A 26,698-nucleotide genomic window follows, 5' to 3' on the forward strand; every position below is an offset into this window, starting at 1 on the left:
AGGACCCGATCTACCGATGAAGCTTCCCGTGATCCCGCAGCCACGCCGCCGTACGCGTAATCCCTTCATCCAGCGTCACAACCGGTTTGTACCCAAGCTCGTTCTCCGCCCGCGAAATATCCAGCGTGAAATCAAAGTTAAGCTTCGATACGCCGTAATGCGTCAGCGCAGGTTCTTTGGCCGTTTTACTGCCAAAACGCTCCATGCTGCGGGCAATCATATCCAGCATTGGGTAAGGGACTGAACGGATGCGGCAGTCGATCTGCAGTTCGTCAATTAAGCGCTGCACAATGCTGCGCAGCGTGCAGGGTTCGCCGTTCGTGATGTTGTAGGCGCGACCGGAGATCAGCTTATCGCAGTCCGGCTGGCTTGCCAGCCACATGGCGTGAACGGCGTTTTCGTAATAGGTCATATCCACCAGCGCATCGCCGCCGCGCGGCAGCAGCACGCTGCCGTAGTGGTGCATCATCTGCGCCAGGCGCGGAATAAACACTTTGTCGTGCGGCCCGAACAGGCTCTGCGGACGCAATACCGTAAAACGGGTGTGCGGGTTCGACTGCGCCAGCAGGTCAATCACCTCTTCGCTGGCCGCCTTGCTGCGGGCAAACTCGCAGGCAAAGCGAGCCGGACGGAAATCTTCCTGCACGTCACGATGGTGGTGGTAGTCGAAATAGAGCGACGGTGACGAGATATGAATAAAATTGCGCACGCCCCAGGCAACGGCCCATTCGCCCAGACGGCGGGTGGCCCGCACGTTGGCGAGATCGAAGGCTTCCTGGGTACCCCACGGAGAGGTGAAACTGGAGCAGTGCCACAGCGTGTCGATACCGGCGAGCATCACTTTCGCCTGAGAGGAGACCAGCTCCGTCAGGTCAGCATGGACGAACTCCGCGCCCATTTTTTGCAGCAGTTTTCCCATCGCTTCGTTGCGACCGGTAGCCCTGACGCTGATGCCCTTGTTGCGCAGAAATTCGACCGCATTTCGGCCTAAGCCGCTGGTCGCCCCGGTAACCAGTACCTTCATATCAATCCACTGTGTTGAAAAGAATTTCGTGCGCATTCTTTCGTGAATTACGGCGCTATGCAATGGGAAAGGTGAAAGAAAGAGAGTTTTATTTAGATCTTTTCCGTCTTTTGTTCTGCCTGTTGCGCAATGCGTTTCGCCATTCCCCGGAAGATAAACAGGTGGGCAGGGATCATCAACAGCCAGTAGAACAGACCCGGCATTCCGTGCGGATGCCACCAGGCGCGAACGTCCAGTTCACGGTGGGTGCCTTTGTCTTTCAGGGTAAAGCAAAGGCGACCCAATCCCGGGGCCTTCATGCCGAACAGCATCGCCAGCTGTTTTTCAGGCTCGACGATGATGACCTTCCAGCTGTCGACCGCGTCACCCACCTCAAGATACGGGCGTGTCGGGCGGCCTTTCGCCAGCCTGTGCCCCACCAGCAGATCCATTGCTCCGCGCGTTTGCCAGAGGAGATTACCGAAGAAATAACCGTCTTTGCCGCCAATCTGGTTCACCACCTCCCACAAGGCGGTCAGGCTGGCGTGGGTTTTCACCGTGCAGCCCGCCTGTTTCGGGTAATAGCCGTACTCCGGCCGCCAGCGGGCAAACGCCTGGGCGTCGTAACCCCAGTCGCTTGAATTCACCAGCTGCTCTTCTTCTTTCAGCGTATTGCGCACGGCATCGTCAAAGCGGATCAGATCCTGGGGAATGAGTGCCCGCAGTTCGCGATCGTCGGCCAGTAAATCGTGCTTAAGCCCCTGGATCAGCGCTTTGGCGGTCGTCGGCGGCACGGAGGTGATCACATTCAAAAACCACACCGAAATCCAGCGGGTCGGGAAAGGGATGGGGATCAGCCAGCGGCGGCGTCCGCTTACGCGCATGAAATGTTCGAACTGCTCCTGATAGCTCAGCACTTCCGGGCCTGCCGCCTCGAGCACGCGGTGTTGCTCCGCCGGGTGATCCAGCAGCGCCACCAGATAATGCAGTAGGTTCTCCAGCGCAATCGGCGTGGTGCGCGAGCGTACCCAGCGCGGCGGCGTGAGCACCGGCAGGTTGTAGACCATATCGCGCATCACTTCGAAGGCGGCGGAGCCTGCGCCGACGATGATCCCGGCGCGCAGTTCGGTGACGGGGATATTCGCCCCGCGCAGGGTTTCAGCCGTCAGATAGCGGGCGCGCAGGTGATCGGACTGCTCGTGTTCAGGTGCCTGGAGTGAGCTGAGAAAAATCACCTGCTTCACCGGGGTTTGCAGCAGGGCGTCGCGAACGTTCATCGCCACCTGACGCTCGTGGGCGATAAAATCCCCGCCTTCGCCCATGCTGTGCACCAGGTAGTAAAGCGTGTCGACCTCCTCCAGCAGGGCGGGAAGCTCCTTCGGCCAGTTGAGGTCAACGCTGTGGCAGGTAACGCCCGGCAAACCGAGTTTTTGCAGGCGTTCGGTATTGCGTGCCGCGGCCAGCACCTGGTGTCCCTGCTGGCTTAACGCCGCGGTGAGATGCTGACCGATGTACCCGCTGGCGCCGAGCACCAGAATGCGTTGCGGCACGTGATGCTCCTTATCGCTGTAAAAACGCCTGCCAGTGTTTCACCACGTCGGCCAGCTGCTCGCGGCTCACGTCGAGATGCATGACCAGGCGCACGACGGGTGAGGCGTTGATCAGCACGCCACGTGATTTCATAAATTCACCCAGCGCGGCGGCGCGGTCATTGCCCACGCGTACGAACAGCATGTTAGTGTCGTGGCGCATCACGTCGGCGCCAATCTCGCGCAGCTGAGCCGCCATCCACGCGGCGTTGTCGTGATCGTCCTTCAGACGCGCCACGTTGTTTTTCAGGGCATACAGCCCGGCAGCCGCCAGAATACCCGCCTGACGCATGCCGCCGCCGGTCATTTTACGCCAGCGGTTGGCGCGCTTGATGTAGTCCGCGTTGCCGACCAGCAGGGAACCCACCGGCGTGCCCAGCCCTTTTGACAGGCAGATGGTAAAAGAGTCGCAATATTGCGCAACCTCTTTCAGCTCGCAGCCATACTCCACGACGGCGTTAAAGATGCGCGCGCCGTCCACGTGCAGGCCGAGCCTGCGCTCGCGGGTGAATTCCCACGCTGCTTTCAGGTACTCGCGCGGCAGGACCTTGCCGTTGTGGGTGTTTTCGAGGCTGAGCAGCCGGGTGCGGGCGAAGTGAATATCGTCAGCTTTGATTTTTGCCGCGACCTTATCGAGCGGCAGGGAGCCGTCCGGCGCGGCGTCAATTGGCTGCGGCTGGATGCTGCCGAGCACCGCAGCGCCGCCGGCTTCGTAGAGATAGTTATGCGCGCCCTGGCCGACGATATACTCTTCCCCGCGCTCGCAGTGGCTGAGCAGCGCCACCAGGTTAGCCTGCGTTCCTGTCGGCAGGAACAGCGCGGCCTCCTTGCCGCTCAGTTCAGCCGCGTAGCGCTGCAGCTCGTTGACCGTCGGGTCATCGCCGTAGACGTCGTCCCCGACCGGGGCGGCCATCATCTCTTCGAGCATGGCGCGGCTCGGGCGGGTTACGGTATCACTGCGTAAATCAATCATTTCACATCCCTTTATATTAAGAGGTCATGCGAAATGTTTTACCTGAGCCAGTTGGTTTTTGCCAGTTCGATCACCTCGTCACCGCGCCCGCTGATGATGGCGCGCAGCATATAGAGGCTAAAGCCTTTGGCCTGTTCAAGCTTGATCTGGGGCGGGATCGCAAGTTCCTCTTTGGCGACGACGACATCCACCAGCACCGGACCGTCGATGGAAAACGCGCGCTGCAGGGCCTCATCCACCTCGGAGGCTTTCTCCACGCGAATACCGGTGATGCCGCAGGCCTCGGCGATGCGCGCGAAGTTGGTGTCGTGCAGCTCGGTGCCGTCCGTCAGGTAGCCTCCGGCCTTCATCTCCATCGCCACGAAGCCCAGCACGCTGTTGTTAAAGACCACGATTTTCAGCGGCAGCTTCATCTGTACCACCGACAGGAAATCCCCCATCAGCATGCTGAACCCGCCGTCGCCGCACATCGCCACCACCTGACGCTCCGGGGCCGTCGCTTTTGCACCCAGCGCCTGCGGCATGGCGTTGGCCATCGAGCCGTGGTTAAACGAGCCGAGCAGGCGGCGTTTGCCGTTCATCTTCAGATAGCGGGCCGCCCAGACGGTTGGCGTGCCTACGTCGCAGGTGAAGATGGCATCGTCGTCCGCGAAATGGCTGATCTGCTGCGCCAGATACTGCGGGTGAATGGCTTTGTCGCTCGGTTTGGCGAGATCGTCCAGCCCCTTGCGGGCATCGCGATAGTCGCTTAGCGCTTTATCGAGGAACTTGCGGTCGGTTTTCTCTTCCAGCAGCGGCAGCAGGGCGGCAAGCGTGGATTTGATGTCGCCCACCAGCGCCATATCGACCTTGCTGTGCGCGCCGATGCTGGCCGGGTTGATATCAATCTGAATGATTTTCGCATCCGTCGGGTAGAACGCGCGATACGGGAACTGGGTGCCGAGCAGGATCAGCGTGTCGGCGTTCATCATGGTGTGGAAGCCGCTGGAGAAACCGATCAGACCGGTCATCCCCACATCAAAGGGGTTGTCGTATTCAACGTGCTCTTTGCCGCGCAGGGCGTGAACTATGGGGGCTTTAAGCTTACCCGCGAATTCAAGCAGCTCCTTGTGCGCGCCCGCGCAGCCGCTGCCGCACATCAGGGCGATATTGCTGGAGTAACGCAGCAGCTGTGCCAGCTTTTTCAGCTCCTCTTCTGCGGGCGTCACCACCGGCTGTGGGGCGTGATACCAGTGGGTGCTGGCCCCTTCCGGCGCGGCCTTGAGGGCCACATCGCCCGGGATAACGACCACAGAAACGCCGCGGTTCAGCACGGCTTTACGCATGGCTATCGCCAGCACCTGCGGGATCTGCTCCGGGGATGAAACCAGCTCGCAATAGTGGCTGCATTCACGGAACAGCTCCTGCGGATGCGTCTCCTGAAAATAGCCGCTGCCGATTTCGGAAGAGGGGATATGGGCGGCAATGGCCAGCACCGGCACGTGGTTACGGTGACAGTCGAACAGCCCGTTGATCAGATGGAGGTTACCCGGCCCGCACGATCCGGCGCAGACGGCCAGTTCCCCCGTGAGCTGTGCTTCAGCGCCCGCGGCGAAGGCGGCAACCTCTTCATGGCGGGTGGGCATCCATTCGATGGTCTTCATCTTGTTGAGGCTGTCGCTAAGTCCGTTCAGGGAATCGCCGGTTACGCCCCAGATACGTTTCACGCCAGCCTGTTCGAGTGTTTTCGCTATATATGCAGCCACGGTTTGTTTCATGGTTGTCCGTCTCCTTTTTGTGATATCGCTTACAAGCTTAGAAGAAAGTCTCCGTATTGCCCGTCGCATCCCCCCAATTAAAAGGTGCTTTTCACGCGCAATTATTCGGCATAATCTGGTGTTACCTCGGTAAAAACAGGAATCATTTCAAATGGTTAAATCATTGTTAATTGCTGTTAATGAAAAGCTATCGTGCGACGATCTTGGCAAACTCTTGTTACGACTTGCCGTCGGCGGGCTGATGCTTTTTCACGGTTTGCACAAGCTTTTTGGCGGCGTGGGCTTTATTAGCGGCATGCTGGTGGAAAAAGGGTTGCCGGGATTTATCGCCTACGGCGTGTTGGTTGGCGAAGTGGTGGCACCGATCCTGATTATCGTTGGGCTCTTTACGCGCCCGGCCGCGCTGGTGCTGGCCTTTACGATGATTGTGGCGTGGCTGATGGTGGGAATGGGTGAAACGCTCGCCCTCGATAAGGTAGGCGCATGGGCGATTGAAAGCCTGGTGTACTTCTTTATCGGCTCGCTGGCGGTCGCGTTTTTAGGGGCGGGGCGGTTTGCCCTGGGTAAAGCGCCCGCGTGGCGGTGATGTTTTGTAGGCCCGGTAAGCGCTAGCGCCACCGGGCATTTTTTATCAGGCAAGAACCAAATCACCCTGCGGATGACATGAACACGCCAGTACATAGCCTTCAGCAATTTCCGCGTCGGACAGCGTCATGGTGCTGGTGACGGTGTACTCCCCGGATACCACTTTCGTCTTACAGCAGCCGCACACGCCCGCGCGACAGGCCGCCGCTACCGGCACCTTGTTGCTTTCCAGCGCCTCCAGCAGCGTGGTCCCCACGCGGCCAAAGAAGGTCTGCGCAGGCTGCAGTTTGGTGAAGGTAATGCCGCTGGTTGCCGCTTCCGCCACCGGCGTGAAGAACTGCTCTTTGAAGAAGCGGGTCACGCCAAGCGCTTTCACTTCTTTCTCCACGATATCCATGTACGGCGCCGGGCCGCAGGTCATCACGGTGCGGTTCGCAACATCCGGCACGCTTTGCAGCAGCTCGCGGCTCAGGCGACCGGGCACAAAGCCGTGCGTCGCGTTGTGCTCAGCCACCAGCGTCACCGGATAATCACGCCACTCCCCGGCAAAAATCACGTCTTCCGGGGAACGGACGCTGAAGATCGCCTGCACGTCGGCCTGCGGGCGGTTCTTCGCCAGCCAGCGGCGCATCGACATGATCGGTGTTACGCCACAGCCCGCCGCCAGCAGCAGGAATTTATCGTCTGCTTTGTCGTCACAGGTGAAATCGCCCTGCGCGTCAGACAGCCAGATATAATCCCCGCGCTTCACGTCCCGCGTCAGCCACTGAGAGCCCGCGCCGTCGTCAATGCGGCGGACGGTGAGCGTAACGTACTCGCTCACGCCCGGCGTTGAGGAGAGGGTATAGGCGCGCAGGGTGTCCGCCGAGTTGCGAACGCTGACCAGCGCATACTGACCTGCACGGTACGGATAGTAGTCATGGCACAGCAGCGACAGCGTCCACACATCCGGCGTCTCCTGATGGATGTGATGAACCTGCATCCGCCACGGGCATTGTGAGGTTGGCATGGTCATGAATTACTCCTTACGCGCTCAGCAGCTGTTTCATATCGTCTTCAACGTTGGTCACGGAACGCAGGCCGAATTTCTCGTTCAGCACCGCCAGCAGGTCCGGCGTCAGGAAGCCAGGCGCGGTCGGGCCGGTCACGATGTTGGTGACGCCGAGAGAGAGCAGGGTCAGCAGGATGACAATCGCTTTCTGCTCGAACCATGACAGCACCAGCGACAGCGGCAGGTCGTTCACGCCGCAGCCCAGTTTCTCCGCCAGGGTGACCGCCAGAATGATGGCCGAGTAAGCATCGTTACACTGGCCCGCATCGATCAGGCGCGGCAGACCTTCGATGTCGCCGAAGTCCAGCTTGTTGAAACGGTATTTGCCGCACGCCAGGGTCAGGATCAGGCAGTCTTCCGGCACGCGGGTGGCGAAATCGGTGAAGTAGTTACGCTCGCCGCGCGCGCCATCGCAGCCGCCGACGAGGAAGATGTGGCGCAGCTTTTCACGGCTGACGAGATCGATCAGCGAATCAGCAGCACCCAGCAGGGTTTCACGACCGAAGCCGACGGTAATAAGGTGCGGGATCTCGCTGTACGGGAAGCCTGCCATCTGCTGCGCCTGCGCAATCACCGGCCCGAAATCGTCACCTTCAAGATGGCTCACGCCCGGCCAGCCGACGATGCTGCGGGTCCAGATGCGGTCATCGTACGCGCCGACGGTCGGGTCGATGATGCAGTTAGAGGTCATCACGATAGGGCCAGGGAAGCGGGCGAACTCCACCTGCTGGTTCTGCCAGCCGCTGCCGTAGTTACCGATCAGATGCTTAAATTTACGCAACTCCGGGTAGCCGTGCGCCGGCAGCATTTCGCCGTGGGTATAAACGTTAACGCCGGTGCCGTCGGTTTGCTTCAGCAGGTTGTAGAGATCTTTCAGGTCGTGACCGGAAATCAGGATGCACTTGCCTTCAGTTGCCTTGACGTTGACCTGCGTCGGCGTCGGGTGGCCGTAGGTGCTGGTTTCACCGGCATCCAGAATGCTCATCACGCGGAAGTTCATCTTGCCGATTTCCATTGAGCACTCAAGCAGCGCGTTCATATCGGCAGGCCAGGTACCCAGCCACGCCATGATTTTGTGGTACTGGGCGTAGATGTCGTTGTCGTACTGACCGAGCACATGCGCGTGTTCCATATAGGCCGCAGCGCCTTTCAGGCCGTACAGGCACAGCAGGCGCAGGCCGAGAATGTTCTCGCCAATCGCCGCTTTGTCTTTATTCGGGGTGAATTCTGCCGCCTGACGCTGGAGGTCGCCGAGATCGTCGCTGACCAGCTGCAGCTCAGACATCGGGTTTTCCACGCGGGCGCTGGCGTCCGCCTTCAGGCACTGTGCTTTCAGCGCTTCACGCAGGGCAATCGCTTCGCGGGCGTAGCCGACAATGCGCGGAGAGTCGAAGTTAACGTTGGTTAGGGTGGAGAAAAACGCGCGCGGGGCGAAGCTATCGACGTAGTGGTCGACAATGCCGTATTCGCGGGCTTTGAACGCCCATGCGGAAAGGCCCTGCAGGGCCGCAATCAGCAGGTCCTGCAGGTCAGATGTTTCTGCGGTTTTACCGCACATACCCTGTGCGTAAGAGCAGCCATTGCCTGCCGGGGTACGGATGGTTTGTTCACATTGCACACAAAACATAATCACACCTGTTAAAGTTATATTTGATATACATGTTTAAGGTTATGCCTGTGCCAGAACGGAGAAAAGGGCTTTCTGCTACAAAATAGAGGGAGATTGATTTAGCGCAATTTTGGCGGCAGGAAACCTACCGCCAAAGAAGTATCAGGCAGAGAAGAAGGCCATCATGACCGGAACCAGCAGGCTTAAAATAAATCCGTGCACGATAGCCGCGGGCACCATCTCCAGCCCTCCGGAGCGTTGTAGTACCGGCAGGGTAAAGTCCATTGACGTTGCGCCGCACAGGCCCAGCGCGGTAGAACGGCTGCGGCGAACCAGGCTCGGGATCAGCATGATGGCAATCAGCTCGCGCGCCAGATCGTTAAAGAAGGCGGCGCTGCCGATCACCGGACCGAACGATTCGGTCAGCAGAATACCGGAGAGCGAATACCAGCCAAAACCAGACGCCATCGCCAGGCCGGTTTTCAGCGGCAGATCGAGAATAAAGGCGTTAATGACGCCCGCCACCATTGAACTGGCGACAACCATAACGGCAACCATCATCCCCCGACGGTTGAGGACAATTTGTTTTAGCGTCATGCCATTATTTCGCAGCTGAATACCAATCAGGAACAGCAGGAAGATCAGCGTATATTCACTGGCCTCAGTCGCGTGCTGTAAAAATGCCCAACCGGTCAGCCCAAGAAGAAAACCGAGCACCACGACGCCGCATAATTTTAATGATTCAAGCGCCATTGCAATTCGTGAAGGGAGTTTTTCCTGATGGTGGTGATTTTTCCATGGAATAGTGCGCTCCAGCCACAGCAGCGCGGCAATATTGCACAGCAAAATAACCACCACGGTGACGACAGAATAATGGAGGATGGAGAGTAAATTCGCCGATAAGTTGTCCAAAAATGCCAGGCTAATCCCCATAAAGAAAAGAATAACGTAGACAATCCAGCTCAGGAATCGATTAATGAGCCTTAATGCGGATTCACGGTGCAGCGGAATAAGATAGCCCACGATCAAGGGCAGCAAAATGATGAGGAGTCCTGAAAACATGAACAGCCGGTCCTTTTTGAGTATCGGTTAAGCGCCAGTGACACTACCCAATAAAGACTGTTCAGTAAAGCGGCAAAAGAAAGCCGGGCGGCGGCTACGCCTTACCCGGCTTGTGTCTATGTGGGGTGTGCGGCCTGCAGCCCTCACCCCGGCACTCTCCCACGGGGAGAGGGAGGAAAGATTAATCGCGTTTTTCCAGCAGGGTGCGATACAGCACGCCGCCCAGGATACCGCCGATAATTGGCATCACCCAGAATAGCCACAGCTGCTCAAGCGCCCAGCCGCCCTGGAAGATGGCGACGGCGGTACTGCGCGCCGGGTTAACGGAGGTGTTGGTGACCGGAATAGAAATCAGGTGGATAAGCGTCAGCGCCAGACCAATGGCGATCGGGGCGAAACCGGCTGGCGCGAGTTTGTCCGTTGCGCCGTGGATCACCAGCAGGAAGCCGGCAGTAAGCACGATTTCAATCACGATGGCAGACAGCATGGAGTAGCCGCCCGGAGAGTGCTCGCCAAAGCCGTTAGAGGCAAAGCCGCTGGCCGCCGCGTCGAACCCGGCTTTACCGCTGGCAATCACGTACAGAACCCCCGCTGCGATAATACCGCCAACCACCTGGGCGACAATATAACCAATCACCTCTTTCGCCGGAAAACGACCACCGGCCCATAAACCTAATGTCACTGCCGGGTTAAAATGGCCGCCGGAAATATGCCCCACGGCAAACGCCATGGTTAATACGGTTAAACCAAACGCCAGCGCGACGCCGACAAAACCAATGCCTAATTCCGGGAATGCTGCTGCCAGAACGGCGCTACCGCAGCCACCAAATACCAGCCAGAATGTACCAAAGCATTCTGCTGCCAATTTTCTAAACATAACCACCTCAAATAATTTTCCGCACGCATTCCCGCGCACGGGATATATCGCCATAAAGGGATGACGACTCAAAGAGCCCGTATTTTAAAAACCAATAACACCCCTTCGCCACTTAAATAAATTCGATTAATTTGATTTAAGGCAATGTGATGTCAATCCTTGTTCAAATCAGCGGTAAATAGAGCTTAGACCAATTCTGGTAAGGGCGAATGTTGTGCTGTCGTGGCAGAGCGCCTCCCGCTATACTGCTGATAACTTGAAGGAAAAAGTGATCATTTCGCGGGGGATTTATGCTTCTCGAACGTGTGGAAATTGTCGGGTTTCGCGGTATTAACCGTCTGTCGCTGCAGCTGGAGCAGAACAACGTCCTGATTGGCGAGAATGCGTGGGGTAAGTCCAGCCTGCTGGATGCGTTGACGCTACTGCTTTCGCCCGAAGACGATCTGTATCACTTCGTCCGCGACGATTTCTGGTTTCCGCCCGGTGACGTAACGGGGCGCGAGAAGCACCTGCATATCATCCTGACGTTCCGCGAATCCGAGCCCGGACGTCACCGCGTGCGTCGCTTCCGCCCGCTGTCACCCTGCTGGGTGCCGTGCGATGACGGTTTCCACCGGATTTTCTATCGGCTGGAAGGCGAGATGGCGGAGAACGAGGGGGTACTCACCCTGCGTGATTTTCTCGATGAGAAAGCCAACCCGATCCCGCTGGACAATATCGACGATCTGGCCCGCCATCTGATCCGCCTGACGCCGGTGTTACGCCTGCGCGATGCGCGTTTTATGCGGCGTATTCGTAACGGTACCGTACCGAATATGCCGGAAGTGGAAGTCACCGCCCGCGAGCTGGATTTTCTGGCCAGAGAGCTGGTGTCGCGTCCGCAGAATCTGACCGATGGCCAAATTCGTCAGGGGTTGTCCGCAATGGTACAGCTTCTGGAGCACTATTTTTCCGAGCAGGGCACGTCGGAGTCGCGCCACCGTCTGATGCGCCGCCGCTCTCATGATGAGCAGCGAAGCTGGCGTTACCTCGACATCATTAACCGGATGATCGACCGGCCCGGCGGTCGCACCCATCGGGTGATTCTGCTGGGGCTGTTTTCAACGCTTCTGCAGGCCAAAGGCACCGTTCGTCTGGACCGGGACGCCAGGCCGCTGCTGCTGGTGGAAGACCCGGAAACGCGCCTGCATCCCATCATGCTCTCCGTGGCATGGCATCTGCTGAATCTGCTGCCGCTCCAGCGCATTACGACCACCAATTCCGGAGAATTATTATCGCTGACGCCGGTAGAACACGTATGTCGCCTGGTGCGTGAATCCTCCCGCGTTTCCGCTTTCCGGCTTGGGCCGGGCGGTTTGAATGCGGAAGACGGGCGGCGCATCGCGTTTCATATTCGCTTTAACCGGGCGTCGTCGCTCTTTGCCCGCTGCTGGCTGCTGGTGGAGGGGGAAACGGAAACCTGGGTTATCAACGAGCTGGCGCGCCAGTGCGGCCACCATTTTGATGCGGAAGGCATTAAGGTGATCGAATTCGCCCAGTCGGGATTAAAGCCGCTGATAAAATTTGCCCGCCGGATGGGGATCGAGTGGCACGTGCTGGTAGACGGTGATGAGGCGGGCAAAAAATATGCTTCGACCGTGCGTAGCCTGCTGAACAACGAGCGCGAGGAAGAGCGCGACCATTTAACCATGCTGCCCGCGATGGACATGGAGCACTTTATGTATCGTCAGGGGTTCGACGACGTCTTCCACCGAATTGCCATGGTGCCGGTCGATGTCCCGATGAACATGCGGCGCGTAATCGCCAAAGCCATTCATCGTTCGTCAAAACCGGATTTAGCCATTGAAGTGGCGACGGAAGCGGGGAGGCGGGGCGTGGAGGCGGTGCCGACCCTGCTGCGGAAGATGTTCTCCCGCGTGCTGTGGCTGGCACGCGGGAAAGCGGATTAGCCTTGGGTCGCCTGTTTCACCTGCTGAATCAGGCTATCCAGCAGTTCGTAGCGGCGGCGATATTCGGAGCGTTTTTTGCTGGCGATCTCTTCCATTGGTTTACGCGGCATGACGAGCGGCAGCATAAAGTTACCGTTGTCCTGCTTTTCGCCGCCGAGGGAGATCCAGAAACTGTCGTAATCGGCCAGCAGTTTGCCCTCTTTTTTCTTGCGGTAGCGCCAGCTGCGATAAATGTGCGTATCGTTACTGACGGCAACAATTTGCTCTACCGGGAACGCGGCGCCGAGGGTCATGGCGGCCTCGACCAGCAGACGTTTCGGGAACAGACCGTGGCAGGCTTTCGTCGCACTCTGGATCAGCTCATGGGGAACATGTGCTTTTGCGCCCTGCAAACCGCCAATGAACAGCGTTGATTTTCCCTCAAACTGGCATAGCGTAAAGGTCATCTCCGCCAGCGCCGTATTTTGACCGTCACGGAAAACGAGGGTAGCTTCTCCCTCTTTATCCATAAACGCGTCGGCACACAGGCGGACGGTAAATTGCTGTTCATCTTTTCCGGCTATGGTCAGCAGGGTCACGCCCTGCTTTGAGAGGTAACCCTTTGTCAGCGTCGCCGGCAGCTGGCGACACATCATCTGGTAGTGCCAGGACAGCGATTCCAGCGCACGCTGTCGATCCATATTGACAGTCAGCCATGGACGATGAAGGCGGCAGGGCAGCCCCGGCTGAACCTGGAGCATTTGCATCAGGTGCGGATGCCTGGCAAGCTCAGAAAGCAGACGCGCGGTGCTGAACGGTGTCGCCAGTGAACGCAGCATGAACTTACGTCGGTAGGCGGTGTTTTCCCATGCCAGCCCGGGTGCGATCTCACCGAAAGCCAGGTTTTTGAAGAGCTGCCAGCCGGATTTTGGCTGCGGCAGGTTTGAAAGTGATGTATCGACGATAGAAGACATGGTAGATCCTGATCCTTTTGGAATATCGCTATTTCAACAGGGGGAATGTCAACGTCTCGTAAACAAATTAGGGCGATTTCGGAGAACAGGGGTTTCGTTGAAGAGTCGTTTAGATAGAATCAACATTTATAATTGCCAGAACATTTATTTGGAATATTTATGAACCTCAAGGGAAAACGCAGAACGTGGTTTCTGCTGCTGGCGGTCGCGGTTTTAGCCGGTGGGTACTGGCTATGGCAGGTGCTGAATGCGCCGGTGCCACAGTATCAGACGCTGATTGTTCGCCCGGGCGAACTGCAGCAAAACGTCCTCGCGACGGGCAAGCTTGACGCGCTGCGCAAGGTTGACGTCGGCGCTCAGGTCAGCGGCCAGCTGAAAACGCTGTCGGTTGAGATTGGCGACAAGGTGAAAAAAGGTCAGCTGCTCGGCGTGATCGATCCTGAGCAGGCTGAGAACCAGATCCGCGAGGTGGAAGCCACGCTGATGGAGCTGCGCGCGCAGCGTGCGCAGGCGCTGGCAGAGCGTAACCTGGCCCAGGTGACGCTGACTCGTCAGCAGGCGCTGGCCAAAACCCAGGCTATTTCAAAACAGGATTTAGATACTGCCACCACCGAACTGGCGGTGAAACAGGCGCAAATTGGCACAATTGACGCGCAAATCAAACGCAACCAGGCCTCGCTGGATACGGCCAAAACCAACCTCGATTACACCAAAATCGTCGCGCCGATGGCGGGCGAAGTCACCCAGATCACTACGCTGCAGGGCCAGACGGTGATTGCCGCGCAGCAGGCGCCAAACATTCTGACGCTGGCGGACATGAGCACTATGCTGGTCAAAGCCCAGGTTTCAGAGGCGGATGTGATCCATCTTAAGCCGGGACAGAAGGCCTGGTTTACGGTGCTGGGTGACCCGCAAACGCGCTACGAAGGCGTGCTGAAGGACATTCTGCCGACGCCGGAAAAAGTTAACGACGCTATCTTCTACTATGCCCGCTTTGAGGTACCAAACCCGCAGGGCGTGCTGCGTCTGGACATGACCGCACAGGTGCATATCCAACTGACCGGCGTGAAGAACGTGCTGACCATTCCGCTCTCTGCGCTCGGCGAGTCCGCCGGGGAGAGCCGTTATAAAGTGAAAGTGCTGCGCAACGGCGAAACGCGCGAGCGCGAGGTCGTGATCGGCGCGCGCAACGACACCGACGTGGTGGTGGTGAAAGGGCTGGAAGAGGGCGAGGAGGTTGTTGTCAGCGAAAGCCTGCCCGGAGCAGCTAAATGACGGCGCTGCTTGAGCTGAATAACATTCGTCGCAGCTATCCGTCCGGCGACGGCCCGGTGGAGGTGCTGAAGGGCATCTCCCTGCGCGTGGAGGCGGGCGAGATGGTGGCTATTGTCGGCGCATCGGGTTCCGGTAAATCGACGCTGATGAACATTCTCGGCTGCCTGGATAAGCCGACCAGCGGGACCTATCGCGTGGCCGGGATGGATGTCTCCACGCTGAACGGCGACGCGCTGGCGAAGCTGCGCCGGGAACATTTCGGCTTTATCTTCCAGCGTTACCATCTGCTTTCTCACCTGAATGCGGCGCAGAACGTGGAAGTGCCTGCGGTGTATGCGGGCGTCGAGCGGAAAAAGCGACTTGAGCGCGCGCAGATGCTGCTGACGCGTCTGGGGCTGGCGGAACGGGTGGAGTACCAGCCGTCGCAGCTTTCCGGCGGCCAGCAGCAGCGCGTGAGTATTGCCCGTGCCCTGATGAACGGCGGGCAGGTGATCCTCGCGGATGAACCGACCGGCGCGCTCGACAGCCATTCCGGCGAAGAGGTGATGGCGATCCTGCACCAGCTTCGCGATCGGGGGCATACGGTGATCATCGTCACCCACGATCCGCAGGTGGCGGCGCAGGCGGAACGCATTATTGAGATCCACGACGGCGAGCTGGTCAGCAACCCGCCGCCGCGTGAGTCCAGGGCTGCGGCGCCGAAAGAAGCGCTGCCGGCATCAACCGGCTGGGGGCAGTTCTCCAGCGGCTTTCGCGAAGCGCTAACCATGGCCTGGCTGGCGATGGCGGCCAACAAAATGCGCACTCTGCTGACGATGCTCGGCATCATTATCGGGATCGCCTCGGTGGTGTCGATTGTGGTGGTGGGCGACGCGGCGAAGCAGCTGGTGCTGGCCGATATCCGCGCCATCGGCACCAATACCATTGACGTCTATCCCGGCAAAGACTTTGGCGACGACGAGCCGCAGTATCAGCAGGCGCTGAAGTACGACGATCTGGCGGCGATTCAGAAGCAGCCGTGGGTAAACTCCGCCACGCCTGCGGTTTCGCAGAACCTGCGTCTGCGCGTGGGCAACGTTGACGTGGCCGCCAGCGCTAACGGCGTGAGCGGAGACTACTTCAACGTCTACGGCATGACCTTCAGCGAAGGTGCCACCTTCAACGCCGAGCAGCTGGCGGGCAGGGCGCAGGTGGTGGTGCTGGACGCAAACTCGCGCAGGCAGCTCTTCCCAAATAAAGCCAACGTGGTGGGCGAAGTGATCCTGGTCGGCAACATGCCTGCCACGGTCATCGGCGTGGCGGAAGAGAAGCAGTCGATGTTTGGCAGCAGCAAGATCCTGCGCGTCTGGCTGCCCTACACCACCATCTCAGGGCGGATTATGGGGCAGTCATGGCTCAACTCCATCACCGTACGCGTGAAGGAGGGCTACGACAGCGCGCTCGCCGAACAGCAGCTTGAGCGGCTGTTGACCCTGCGCCACGGGAAGAAAGATTTCTTCACCTGGAATATGGACGGCCTCTTGAAAACGGCGGAAAAGACCACACGTACTCTTCAGCTGTTCCTCACGCTGGTGGCGGTGATCTCGCTGGTCGTCGGCGGTATTGGGGTGATGAATATCATGCTGGTGTCGGTCACCGAGCGCACCCGGGAGATCGGCATCCGCATGGCGGTCGGGGCCCGGGCCAGCGACGTGCTGCAGCAGTTTTTGATTGAAGCGGTACTGGTGTGTCTGGTCGGCGGGGCGATGGGCATTGCGCTCTCGATGATGATCGCGTTTGCGCTCCAGCTCTTTTTACCCGGCTGGGAGATTGGCTTCTCGCCGGTTGCCATTATCACCGCCTTTTTGTGTTCGACCTTTACCGGCATTTTGTTTGGCTGGTTGCCCGCCCGCAACGCGGCGCGGCTGGATCCGGTGGACGCGCTGGCTCGGGAATAACCCGAAAATAAAAATGCCAGCCGATCGGGCTGGCATTTTGACTGCGGGATGTACACAATAAAACAGAGAGCTATGCAACCGTCTCTGCTTCAACGGGTACGATTAGGCTGGCATGATTGCCTTTTGGTCCCTGATGTACATCGAACCGGACGGACTGCCCGGCTTTGAGCGTTCTGTAACCATCCATCTGAATGGTGGAATAGTGAGCGAAGATATCCTCGCCGCCGCCTTCGGGGCAGATGAAGCCAAACCCTTTGGCGTTGTTGAACCACTTAACAGTACCCATTTCCATGCTTCGACATCCTTCGTAAATCTTATAAGTTAAGATGGAATGAACCGGTGGTGGAGTGGGGGCTGTTCAAAACCTCGCCATCTCACGCTTGTACAATTTAGAGAAACGAAAGAAGTCGTCAAGCGTTTGGCGCTGGAGATGGGACAATAATCAACCAAAGTTTGAAGCAGTTAACGCTATTGCAACAGTTTGTGACAGACATCGCGGATGACAGTAATAGATGATTGTTATCTAACATCTGAGGTAGATTCAAAGTGGTTATGCATAATGGGTAAGACCAACGATTGGCTGGATTTCGACCAGCTGGCGGAAGACAAAGTGCGCGACGCGCTAAAACCGCCATCTATGTATAAAGTTATGTTAATGAACGATGATTACACGCCGATGGAATTTGTTATTGACGTGCTACAAAAGTTCTTTTCTTATGATGTAGAACGTGCAACGCAACTGATGCTTACCGTTCATTATCGTGGCAAAGCTATCTGCGGCATCTTCACAGCCGAAGTGGCGGAAACCAAAGTGGCGATGGTGAACGACTATGCGAGGGAGAACGAGCATCCGTTGCTGTGTACGCTGGAAAAGGCCTGATAAGGCATAAAATTGGGGGAGGTGCCTATGCTCAATCAAGAACTGGAACTCAGTTTAAACATGGCTTTCGCCAGAGCGCGTGAGCACCGACATGAGTTTATGACCGTCGAGCATTTACTGCTCGCACTGCTTAGCAACCCATCTGCCCGCGAAGCGCTGGAAGCCTGCTCCGTGGATCTGGTGGCGCTACGTCAGGAACTCGAAGCCTTCATCGAACAAACCACACCGGTGCTGCCAGCCAGTGAAGAAGAGCGCGACACGCAGCCGACGCTCAGCTTCCAGCGCGTGCTGCAGCGCGCGGTATTCCACGTCCAGTCTTCCGGGCGTAGCGAAGTGACTGGCGCAAACGTCTTAGTCGCCATCTTCAGCGAGCAGGAGTCACAGGCTGCCTACCTGCTGCGCAAACACGAAGTCAGCCGCCTCGACGTGGTTAACTTTATTTCTCACGGAACGCGCAAAGACGAGCCTAACCAGGCATCGGATTCCAGCAATCAGGTCAATAACAATGAAGAGCAAGCAGGCGGGGAGGATCGTATGGAAAACTTCACCACCAACCTTAACCAGCTTGCTCGCGTTGGCGGTATCGACCCGCTGATTGGTCGCGATAAAGAGCTGGAGCGCGCGATCCAGGTGCTGTGCCGTCGCCGCAAGAACAACCCGCTGCTGGTGGGCGAGTCAGGCGTGGGTAAAACCGCGATTGCTGAAGGGCTTGCCTGGCGCATTGTGCAGGGCGACGTGCCGGAAGTGATTGCCGACTGCACCATCTACTCGCTGGATATCGGCTCGCTGCTGGCGGGCACCAAATACCGCGGTGATTTTGAAAAACGCTTCAAGGCGCTGTTGAAACAGCTGGAGCAGGACACCAACAGCATCCTGTTTATCGATGAGATCCACACCATCATCGGCGCAGGTGCGGCCTCCGGTGGGCAGGTGGACGCTGCAAACCTGATCAAACCGCTGCTCTCCAGCGGCAAGATCCGCGTGATTGGCTCCACGACCTACCAGGAGTTCAGCAACATCTTTGAGAAAGACCGTGCGCTGGCGCGTCGCTTCCAGAAAATCGACGTGACCGAACCGTCCGTCGAGGAAACGGTGCAGATCATCAACGGCCTGAAGCCGAAGTACGAAGCGCACCACGACGTGCGTTACACCGCGAAAGCGGTACGTGCGGCGGTGGAGCTGGCGGTGAAATACATTAATGACCGTCACCTGCCGGATAAGGCGATTGACGTGATTGATGAGGCAGGGGCGCGTGCGCGCCTGATGCCGGCCAGCAAGCGTAAGAAAACCGTTAACGTGGCGGATATTGAGTCCGTGGTGGCCCGCATCGCGCGTATTCCTGAGAAGAGCGTTTCTCAGAGCGACCGCGACACGCTGCGCACCCTCGGCAATCGCCTGAAAATGCTGGTCTTTGGTCAGGATAAAGCCATTGAGGCCTTAACCGAAGCGATCAAGATGGCCCGCGCCGGGCTGGGGCATGAGCATAAGCCTGTCGGTTCCTTCCTGTTTGCCGGTCCAACCGGCGTGGGGAAAACCGAGGTGACGGTTCAGCTCTCCAAAGCGCTGGGCATTGAGCTGCTGCGCTTTGATATGTCCGAGTATATGGAGCGTCACACCGTCAGCCGTTTGATTGGTGCGCCTCCGGGCTACGTGGGCTTTGACCAGGGCGGCCTGCTCACCGACGCGGTGATCAAGCATCCGCACGCGGTACTGCTGCTCGATGAAATCGAGAAGGCGCACCCGGACGTGTTCAACATCCTGCTGCAGGTGATGGACAACGGGACGCTGACCGACAACAACGGGCGCAAGGCGGACTTCCGCAACGTGGTGCTGGTGATGACCACCAACGCCGGGGTGCGTGAAACCGAGCGTAAATCCATCGGCCTGATCCACCAGGATAACAGCACCGATGCGATGGAGGAGATCAAGAAGATCTTCACGCCGGAGTTCCGTAACCGTCTGGACAACATTATCTGGTTCGATCACCTGTCTACCGAGGTGATCCATCAGGTGGTGGACAAGTTCATCGTCGAGCTGCAGGTTCAGCTGGATCAGAAAGGCGTGTCGCTGGAAGTGAGCCAGGAGGCCCGCAACTGGCTGGCCGAGAAAGGCTATGACCGCGCGATGGGGGCCCGTCCGATGGCGCGCGTGATTCAGGACAACCTGAAGAAACCGCTGGCGAACGAGCTGCTGTTTGGCTCGCTGGTGGATGGCGGTCAGGTGACCGTGGCGCTGGATCAGGCGAAGAACGAACTGACGTACGATTTCCAGAGTGCGGCGAAGCACAAGCCGGAAGCGGCTCACTGATTTCTTACGTAGGTCTTAAAAACCGGGCAATAGCCCGGTTTTTTTATGCCCGCTTTTCTCACTCTCCCTGTGGGTGAGGGCATCAGGCCGCAGAGGAATTTTGCGAGGCGCTTTCCAGTTTCTTTCGAAGTCAGTTTCTGGATAAATCCACAGTAATAAAATGGCGGCGCACCTGCAAAATCAGGTGCCGGGATTGGCGTCCTGAAAGTGTGTGCACAGACAATCTTGCGTGCATAAAGGATCACATATGACTGATATTAATAGCATCGCACAACTCTACACCGAACTCTCCCTCAACCCCGATCTTCCAACCCTGGCCGAGCGCTGCAACTTGCTCACCGAAATCCTCCTCGACTGTCATTCGCTCCCACAAACGCAGCCCGTATGTCGTTGCCTCGGGGCTTATCTGGAAGAGGTGAAATCCGGCCTCACAGAATCCATGCGTGATTTTCAGGTGGTGGAATTTGAGAACGAAGCGGAACAACCGCGACAAAAAGAGTGGTTGCTTGAAGATACAGAAACGAAATGCGACTACTGCCGGGCGTTAAACCACATACTGCTGGTATCGCATTTTGACCGCGATATGTTGCCGCACCTCACGGGATTACTCCACGACATGGCTCATTCTATGGCAGGGGATTTAATCGCTCCTGTACAACCGTGGATGACAATACATCTTCCGACGCAGCAACACTAAAGCCATAAATAAAAAAGGCCGGGATTATCCCGACCTTTTAAATATTCATCTGCCATTACAGGCGAAAACAATTAGCGACTACGGAAGACAATGCGGCCTTTGCTCAGGTCGTACGGGGTCAGTTCAACAGTCACTTTGTCGCCCGTCAAAATGCGGATGTAGTTTTTGCGCATTTTACCGGAGATGTGCGCAGTTACCACGTGACCGTTTTCCAGCTCTACGCGAAACATGGTATTAGGCAACGTATCAAGTACGGTACCCTGCATTTCAATATTGTCTTCTTTGGCCATCTAATCCTCTGGGGTATCACTACCAAGTTTTGAACCGGCAAGATAATGCCGAAATTCATCAATTAAGTAAAGAATTGCGCGATTAAAACGCAGCAAAACAGTTTCGGCGCATTGCCCAAGCGTCACGGTACAACCGAACAGGAAGCGCATTCGTAAAGGGGAGACAACAGGATAAACGTCAGGACGTTATCTGAAGCGAGGGTCCCAAACGGCGGCGGGGCAACAGGCAGAAGCTACTCTGCGGCATAATTATAACACCCTCACAAAAAATATGCGGAAAACATTTAGGCATTGGGCATAAAGAGCGTTCTCGGTATCCAGAAGTCGCGCGGGAGCTTCTCCTGACGGCTGGCATCCAGATGTTCGATGTACTGGCGTCGCGGGATTTCAACAGCCCCCAGGGAGGCCGTGTGCTCGTTGAGCACCTGACAATCGATCAGGCGTCCGCCGCGCTGGGCAAACGCCTCGCAGAAGACCAACAGAGCGGTTTTCGAGGCGTTAACCGCGCGAGAGAACATCGACTCGCCGCAAAACAGCGTGCCTTGCGCCACGCCGTACATACCGCCGACGATTCTTTCACCTTCCCACACCTCAATGGAGTGGGCGTACCCAAGTTCATGAAGCTGGTGGTAGGCAGTGATGATATCGCTGGTTATCCATGTCCCTTCATAGCGGTCTTCAGCGCAGCCTTCAATGACCTGACCAAAAGCGTGGTTAAGGGTGACGCGGTAGGGGGATTTCGCATGGAAACGCTTCATGCTGCGGCTCACGTGAAACTGCGCTGGCCACAGCACGGCACGCGGATCGGGGGACCACCATAAAATCGGATCGCCGGGGGAAAACCAGGGGAAGATACCGCGCTGGTACGCCATTAATAGTCGCGCGGGACTGAGGTCACCACCAAGGGCCAGCAGCCCGTTGGGCTCACGCAGCGCCCCTTCCGGAGAAGGGAACGCGATGTTATGACGAGAAAGCTGGACCAGGCGCATGACAGCAAAACTCCAGTACGCGAGTAAGGACGCTACAAATATAGTCTACAGACGCTGTTTAAACTGGTAGTAGCGACCCTGTTTGGCCAACAGCTCTGCGTGACTACCTTGCTCAATAATGTGTCCGTTGTCCATCACAATTATCCGATCAAAACTCGCCAGTCCGCGCAGGCGGTGTGTGACCATCAGCACGGTTTTGCCGGTCATGACATTCGCCAGTAAATCAAGGATTTGGCTCTCGGTTGTGGCGTCCAGCCCTTCGGTTGGTTCGTCGAGCAGCATCAGCGGCGCATCGTGCAGCAGCGCGCGCGCGATTGCGAGACGGCGCAGCTCACCGCCGGAGAGCTGACGGCCGCCTTCGCCCAGCCAGCTGTTCAGTCCGTCGTCCTCAAGCAGTTTTTGCAGTCCGACCTGCTCCAGCACGGCGCGAAGCGCATCATCAGAGGCCTCTGGCGCGGCCAGCAGCAGGTTATCGCGCAGGGTGGCGCTAAACAGATGCACGCGCTGCGGAACGACGCTCACCGTCTTGCGCAGGGTCTGCTCGCTGAAATCGGTCAGCAACGTGTTATTAAAACGAATTTTGCCGCGCTGCGGATCCCAGGCGCGGGTCAGCAACTGCAACAGCGTCGATTTACCGCAGCCGGTACGGCCGAGGATCGCCATCCGCTGACCTGCACTAACAGAAAGGTTGATACCGTCCAGCGCGTTCTGCGCCTGTTTGTCATAGGCGAAGGTGACATCTTCAAGCGTTAGCGCAACCTGCTCAGGTACCGCGGTTTGCCCGGCACTGAACGTGACTTCAGGCTCCTGTTCGGCAATCTGCGTGATGCGCAGGGCAGAGGCGATCACCTGACCAAGATGCTGGAAGGCGCCCGTCACCGGGGCCAGCGCTTCAAACGCCGCCAGCGCGCAGAAGACGAACAGGGCAATAAGAGGACCCGGCTGCGTATTACCGCCAACATCGCCTGAAGCCAGCCACAGCATAGCAATCACCGCCACGCCGCCGATTAACATCATCAGCGCCTGAGAAAAGGCCGTCAGCTCCGACTGGCGGCGCTGGGCCTCATGCCAGTTAAGCTCCGTACTTTCCATCCGCGCGCGATAGCGCTTGCTGGCGCCAAAAATCGTCAGCTCTGCCTGCCCCTGAAGCCAGGAGGTCAGCTGCTGACGGTAGTCCCCGCGCAGCCGCGTCAGGTTTTCCCCGGTGGATTTCCCGGCGCGGTAAAACAGCGGCGGCAGAATGATGAGCGTCAGCAGCATGATCCCGCCCAGCGTCAGCGCAACGGAAGCATCCAGAAAAGACAGCCCCAGCGTGACCACCACAATCACCACAAACGCGCCCACGATCGGGGAAATCACGCGCAGGTAAAGGTGATCCAGCGTGTCGACATCCGCAACAACACGGTTAAGTAACTCACCCTGACGAAAACGCGCCAGCCCGGCAGGGGAGAGGGGCAGCAGTTTGCTGAAGGTGTAGATGCGCAGGTGCTGCAGCACGCGGAAAGTAGCGTCGTGGCTGACAAGACGTTCGAAATAGCGTCCGGCTGTACGGGTGATGGCGGTACCGCGAACGCCGGCAGCCGGGAGCATATAGTTGAAGCTGTATAAACCGGCAAAGCCCGCGACGGCCGAAGCCGACAGGAACCAGCCGGAAAGCGTGAGCAGGCCAATGCTGGCGAGCAGCGTGACAATCGCCAGCACAATCCCCAGCGTCAGCATCCATTTGTGGCGTTTATAGAGCGCAAGATAAGGCAGCAAAGCACGCATCAGATATCCTCCTGACGGTTCGCCAGTAGGGCGGCAAACGGTCCCTGGGCGGCAACGAGAGAGGCGTAATCGCCTTGCTCAACAATACGGCCGTTCTCCATGACCCAGATCTGGTCCCAGTCGGCAATCCCTTCCAGCTGGTGGGTGACCATCAGGGTGGTTTGCTGCCGGGAGGCGGCGTTCAGGGCCTCCATTACGCGCTGTTCGCTGTGGGCATCCAGGCTGGCGGCAGGCTCATCCAGTAGCATCAGATGGCATGGGTTAAGCAGCGCGCGTGCCACGGCTACGCGCTGCGCCTGTCCGACCGACAGCCCGGCGGACTGATCGCCGACCACGGTATCTACCCCCTGCGGGAGCAGCGGCAGAAACTCGCTGACCCAGGCGCGGTCGAGCACCGATTGCAGTTCATCGTCACGCGCATCCGGGCGCGCCAGCAGGACGTTTTCACGCAGCGTAGCGGCGGGAAGCTGCGGGTTCTGGCCCACCCAGCTGAGCTGTTTACGCCAGGCGTCTGGATCGAGGTTGCGCAGTTCGGTTTTGTTGATCCGCAGTGAACCCGTGTAGGCCATAAAGCCGGATAGCGCATTCAGCAGAGAGCTTTTCCCGGAACCGCTGGTGCCGACGAGCACCACGCGTTGTCTCGCAGGTAAGGTAAAGTTCAGCGGACCGGCGAGCACTTTGCCTTCGGGCGACAGAATGGAAAAGTCCTGCGCTTCAATGGACACCGGATCTTTCGCATTCAGCGTTACGTCACCGCGCTCCGGGTGGGCCAGCGGCGTTTCCAGGAACGTTTTCAGGCTATCGGCTGCACCAACCGCCTGCGCTTTGGCGTGATAGAAGGTTCCCAGATCGCGAAGCGGCTGGAAAAACTCCGGGGCCAGGATCAGCGCCAGGAATCCGGCTGAAAGGGTCACCGCCGTGCCGTAATGGCCGAAATCCAGCGCGCCAAGATAGGAGAAGCCAAAGTAGACCGCCACGAGGGCAATCGACAGCGAGGTAAAGAATTCCAGTACGCCGGAAGACAGGAAGGCGAGGCGTAACACTTCCATGGTGCGCTGACGGAAGTCCTGTGATGCCTGGCGAATGTTTTCGGTTTCTGCTTCACCGCGGCCAAAAATGCGTAACGTCTCCATGCCGCGAAGACGATCGAGGAAATGGCCGCTAAGGCGACCCAATGCCAGGAAGTTACGGCGGTTGGCATCCGCTGCCCCCATGCCGACCAGCGCCATAAACAGCGGGATCAGCGGGGCGGTGCCCATCAGAATCAGCGCAGCCATCCAGTTCACAGGGAAGATGGCGATCACGATCAGCAGCGGAACGAAGACGGCAAGGGCCATTTGCGGCAGATAGCGCGCATAGTAGTCGTGCATATCGTCAATCTGCTCAAGGATCAGCGTCGCCCAGCTACCGGCCGGTTTACCCTGGATCCACGCGGGCCCGGCTTCCTGAAGGCGATCCAGCACCTGACGGCGGATCTCGTAGCGGATATGCTGTCCGGCGTGAAAACCGACGCGCTCACGCAGCCACACCACCCAGGCGCGCAGGATAAAAATCAGGATCAGGACAATAAAGGGCAGCAACAGCGCTTCGCGCGGGATGTTCTCCATGATCATATGATTAAGAATGCGGGCCAGCAGCCATGCCTGGGCAACAATCAACAGGCCGCTAACGAACCCCAGGAGACGGGAAATCGTAAGCCAGCGGCGGGAAATAACGCTTTGCTGTTTCAGCCAGCGTGTTAACTCTTGTTGACGGGTTTTTTCCATTGCGTACTTTGCAGGTGACGTTATTAGAAGTTGGGCAGCGCAATGTTACAACGGGGAGACAATAAAGGCGACTTATCGCCGCCTTTATTTACGTTTGTTACTGACTTGTAAAGATTATTTACCTTGTTCAGCCAGTCCATCAAGGTAGCGTTCAGCGTCCAGCGCGGCCATACAACCGGTACCCGCAGAAGTAATCGCCTGACGATAAATATGGTCCATCACGTCGCCAGCCGCGAACACGCCAGGGATGCTGGTCTGGGTCGCATTACCGTGAATGCCGGACTGCACTTTGATGTAGCCGTTTTCCAGCTCCAGCTGACCGTCGAAGATCGCGGTGTTCGGGCTGTGACCGATCGCCACAAACAGACCCGCCACTTCCAGCGTTTCGACGTTATCGGTGTTCTGGGTATCACGGATACGCAGGCCGGCAACGCCCATCTGGTCGCCCGTCACTTCTTCCAGGGTACGGTTAGTGTGCAACACGATGTTGCCGCTTGCCACTTTATCCATCAGACGCTTGATCAGGATCTTCTCCGCGCGGAAGGTTTCGCGACGGTGGATCAGGTGCACCTCAGAGGCAATGTTCGCCAGGTACAGCGCTTCTTCCACCGCGGTGTTGCCGCCGCCGATAACCGCGACTTTCTGGTTGCGATAAAAGAAACCATCACAGGTTGCGCAGGCAGAGACGCCGCGGCCTTTGAACGCTTCTTCGGATGGCAGACCAAGGTAACGGGCAGAAGCGCCGGTGGCAACGATCAGCGCGTCACAGGTGTATTCGCCGCTGTCGCCCGTCAGGCGGAACGGACGGTTCTGCAGATCGACCTTATTGATGTGGTCGAACAGAATTTCGGTTTCGAATTTAGCGGCATGCTCGTGCATGCGCTCCATCAGCAGCGGCCCGGTCAGGTCGTTCGGGTCCCCTGGCCAGTTTTCCACTTCGGTGGTGGTGGTCAGCTGACCGCCTTTTTCCATACCGGTGATGAGTACCGGGTGCAGGTTAGCGCGTGCAGCATAGACCGCTGCGGTATATCCCGCAGGTCCAGAACCAAGGATTAGCAGCTTACTGTGTTTGGCCGTGCCCATGAGATCCCCATTATTGTTGGCAGACATTTGGCTGGATTGTAGGGAATTTGTTGTCGTAAAAAAAGAGCGCAGCAATTTTGATATCAATCTGTGTAATAGTCACGGACGATGAATGGCGCGCTATAACATCACGCTTTCGCCTGAAAACCGGTCGTTTGTAAGGCAATAAAATGAGGATTAATACCCTGCCGTAATGAATATCCGGCATGTTGTACTAAAAAACGATGTTTTGCTTTGACAATCCCCTGCGCTTTTGCGAAAACATTCAAGGAAGAAAAAAAACCGCGTTAACCGTATGC

22 protein-coding genes are annotated in these 26,698 nt (G+C 57.7%); 7 read left to right on the forward strand and 15 right to left on the reverse strand.

Going from position 1 to position 26,698, the window contains the following annotated elements:
* Positions 1–10: 10 nt before the first annotated feature.
* The 4 genes from NUX24_RS01385 to poxB all read right to left on the reverse strand — a co-directional run bounded on the left by NUX24_RS01385 (position 11) and on the right by poxB (position 5,322).
* Positions 11–1,024, reverse strand: a complete 1,014-nt coding sequence (locus tag NUX24_RS01385; protein ID WP_047653249.1) for an NAD(P)-dependent oxidoreductase — start codon at positions 1,022–1,024, stop codon at positions 11–13.
* A gap of 92 nt (positions 1,025–1,116) precedes the next feature.
* Complete coding sequence (locus tag NUX24_RS01390) at positions 1,117–2,553, reverse strand: SDR family oxidoreductase (protein WP_257829472.1); 1,437 nt, start codon at positions 2,551–2,553, stop codon at positions 1,117–1,119.
* A gap of 10 nt (positions 2,554–2,563) precedes the next feature.
* Positions 2,564–3,565, reverse strand: a complete 1,002-nt coding sequence (ltaE, locus tag NUX24_RS01395; RefSeq protein WP_257829474.1) for a low-specificity L-threonine aldolase — start codon at positions 3,563–3,565, stop codon at positions 2,564–2,566.
* 38 nt (positions 3,566–3,603) lie between these two features.
* A complete protein-coding gene (poxB, locus tag NUX24_RS01400; protein WP_023310968.1) occupies positions 3,604–5,322 on the reverse strand; it encodes a ubiquinone-dependent pyruvate dehydrogenase in 1,719 nt (572 codons plus the stop codon).
* 151 nt (positions 5,323–5,473) lie between these two features.
* Here poxB and NUX24_RS01405 point away from each other — a divergent pair, with 151 nt between their 5' ends.
* Complete coding sequence (locus NUX24_RS01405; protein WP_033145069.1) at positions 5,474–5,908, forward strand: DoxX family protein; 435 nt, start codon at positions 5,474–5,476, stop codon at positions 5,906–5,908.
* A gap of 45 nt (positions 5,909–5,953) precedes the next feature.
* Here NUX24_RS01405 and hcr read toward each other — a convergent pair whose 3' ends face one another.
* The 4 genes from hcr to aqpZ all read right to left on the reverse strand — a co-directional run bounded on the left by hcr (position 5,954) and on the right by aqpZ (position 10,506).
* A complete protein-coding gene (gene hcr / locus NUX24_RS01410; RefSeq protein ID WP_257829477.1) occupies positions 5,954–6,922 on the reverse strand; it encodes an NADH oxidoreductase in 969 nt (322 codons plus the stop codon).
* A 10-nt stretch (positions 6,923–6,932) separates the two neighbouring features.
* Positions 6,933–8,585 carry a hydroxylamine reductase gene (hcp, locus tag NUX24_RS01415; protein WP_257829479.1) on the reverse strand — a complete coding sequence of 551 codons (1,653 nt, stop codon included), beginning with the start codon at positions 8,583–8,585 and terminating at the stop codon, positions 6,933–6,935.
* A 144-nt stretch (positions 8,586–8,729) separates the two neighbouring features.
* Positions 8,730–9,629: a lysine exporter LysO family protein gene (locus tag NUX24_RS01420; RefSeq protein WP_047653130.1), complete on the reverse strand. Its 900-nt coding sequence runs from the start codon at positions 9,627–9,629 to the stop codon at positions 8,730–8,732.
* 181 nt (positions 9,630–9,810) lie between these two features.
* Positions 9,811–10,506, reverse strand: coding sequence for an aquaporin Z (gene aqpZ, locus NUX24_RS01425; RefSeq protein WP_257829482.1), 696 nt, complete (start codon positions 10,504–10,506; stop codon positions 9,811–9,813).
* A 290-nt stretch (positions 10,507–10,796) separates the two neighbouring features.
* On the opposite strand from aqpZ, the gene NUX24_RS01430 reads away from it, so the two are divergent.
* Positions 10,797–12,455, forward strand: coding sequence for an ATP-dependent endonuclease (locus NUX24_RS01430; protein ID WP_029739481.1), 1,659 nt, complete (start codon positions 10,797–10,799; stop codon positions 12,453–12,455).
* Here NUX24_RS01430 and NUX24_RS01435 read toward each other — a convergent pair.
* Positions 12,452–13,408, reverse strand: coding sequence for a VirK/YbjX family protein (locus NUX24_RS01435; protein WP_257829485.1), 957 nt, complete (start codon positions 13,406–13,408; stop codon positions 12,452–12,454). The genes NUX24_RS01430 and NUX24_RS01435 overlap by 4 nt on opposite strands.
* Before the next feature lie 159 nt (positions 13,409–13,567).
* Here NUX24_RS01435 and macA point away from each other — a divergent pair, with 159 nt between their 5' ends.
* The gene (gene macA / locus NUX24_RS01440; RefSeq protein WP_047653122.1) at positions 13,568–14,683 is read left to right on the forward strand and encodes a macrolide transporter subunit MacA; all 1,116 of its coding nucleotides are present in this window, start codon (positions 13,568–13,570) and stop codon (positions 14,681–14,683) included.
* On the forward strand, positions 14,680–16,620 hold the full coding sequence (macB, locus tag NUX24_RS01445; RefSeq protein WP_257829487.1) for a macrolide ABC transporter ATP-binding protein/permease MacB: 1,941 nt from the start codon (positions 14,680–14,682) through the stop codon (positions 16,618–16,620). The genes macA and macB overlap by 4 nt, the downstream gene beginning before the upstream one ends.
* Before the next feature lie 70 nt (positions 16,621–16,690).
* Here the strand turns inward: macB and cspD are convergent, their stop codons facing one another.
* Complete coding sequence (gene cspD / locus NUX24_RS01450) at positions 16,691–16,912, reverse strand: cold shock-like protein CspD (protein WP_006809408.1); 222 nt, start codon at positions 16,910–16,912, stop codon at positions 16,691–16,693.
* Between the two features lie 267 nt (positions 16,913–17,179).
* Here cspD and clpS point away from each other — a divergent pair, with 267 nt between their 5' ends.
* The 3 genes from clpS to NUX24_RS01465 all read left to right on the forward strand — a co-directional run bounded on the left by clpS (position 17,180) and on the right by NUX24_RS01465 (position 20,504).
* Positions 17,180–17,500, forward strand: a complete 321-nt coding sequence (gene clpS / locus NUX24_RS01455) for an ATP-dependent Clp protease adapter ClpS (protein WP_006174393.1) — start codon at positions 17,180–17,182, stop codon at positions 17,498–17,500.
* A gap of 27 nt (positions 17,501–17,527) precedes the next feature.
* A complete protein-coding gene (clpA, locus tag NUX24_RS01460; protein ID WP_014831269.1) occupies positions 17,528–19,807 on the forward strand; it encodes an ATP-dependent Clp protease ATP-binding subunit ClpA in 2,280 nt (759 codons plus the stop codon).
* 247 nt (positions 19,808–20,054) lie between these two features.
* A complete protein-coding gene (locus NUX24_RS01465) occupies positions 20,055–20,504 on the forward strand; it encodes a hypothetical protein (RefSeq protein ID WP_257829490.1) in 450 nt (149 codons plus the stop codon).
* Positions 20,505–20,575: 71 nt separating this feature from the next.
* On the opposite strand, the gene infA is transcribed toward NUX24_RS01465, so the two are convergent.
* The 5 genes from infA to trxB all read right to left on the reverse strand — a co-directional run bounded on the left by infA (position 20,576) and on the right by trxB (position 26,399).
* Positions 20,576–20,794 (reverse strand): translation initiation factor IF-1, encoded by a 219-nt coding sequence (infA, locus tag NUX24_RS01470; protein WP_002211347.1) that lies wholly within the window; start codon positions 20,792–20,794, stop codon positions 20,576–20,578.
* Between the two features lie 284 nt (positions 20,795–21,078).
* Complete coding sequence (gene aat, locus NUX24_RS01475; protein ID WP_257829492.1) at positions 21,079–21,783, reverse strand: leucyl/phenylalanyl-tRNA--protein transferase; 705 nt, start codon at positions 21,781–21,783, stop codon at positions 21,079–21,081.
* A 45-nt stretch (positions 21,784–21,828) separates the two neighbouring features.
* Positions 21,829–23,550 (reverse strand): cysteine/glutathione ABC transporter ATP-binding protein/permease CydC, encoded by a 1,722-nt coding sequence (gene cydC, locus NUX24_RS01480; protein WP_126328133.1) that lies wholly within the window; start codon positions 23,548–23,550, stop codon positions 21,829–21,831.
* Positions 23,550–25,316, reverse strand: coding sequence for a cysteine/glutathione ABC transporter permease/ATP-binding protein CydD (gene cydD, locus NUX24_RS01485; protein ID WP_126328134.1), 1,767 nt, complete (start codon positions 25,314–25,316; stop codon positions 23,550–23,552). The genes cydC and cydD overlap by 1 nt, the downstream gene beginning before the upstream one ends.
* 114 nt (positions 25,317–25,430) lie before the next feature.
* Positions 25,431–26,399, reverse strand: coding sequence for a thioredoxin-disulfide reductase (trxB, locus tag NUX24_RS01490; protein ID WP_023616696.1), 969 nt, complete (start codon positions 26,397–26,399; stop codon positions 25,431–25,433).
* Positions 26,400–26,698: the final 299 nt, after the last annotated feature.

Origin of the sequence: Enterobacter sp. HG048 (assembly GCF_024702055.1) — a bacterium.
GTDB classification, from domain to species: Bacteria; Pseudomonadota; Gammaproteobacteria; order Enterobacterales; family Enterobacteriaceae; genus Enterobacter; species Enterobacter dykesii.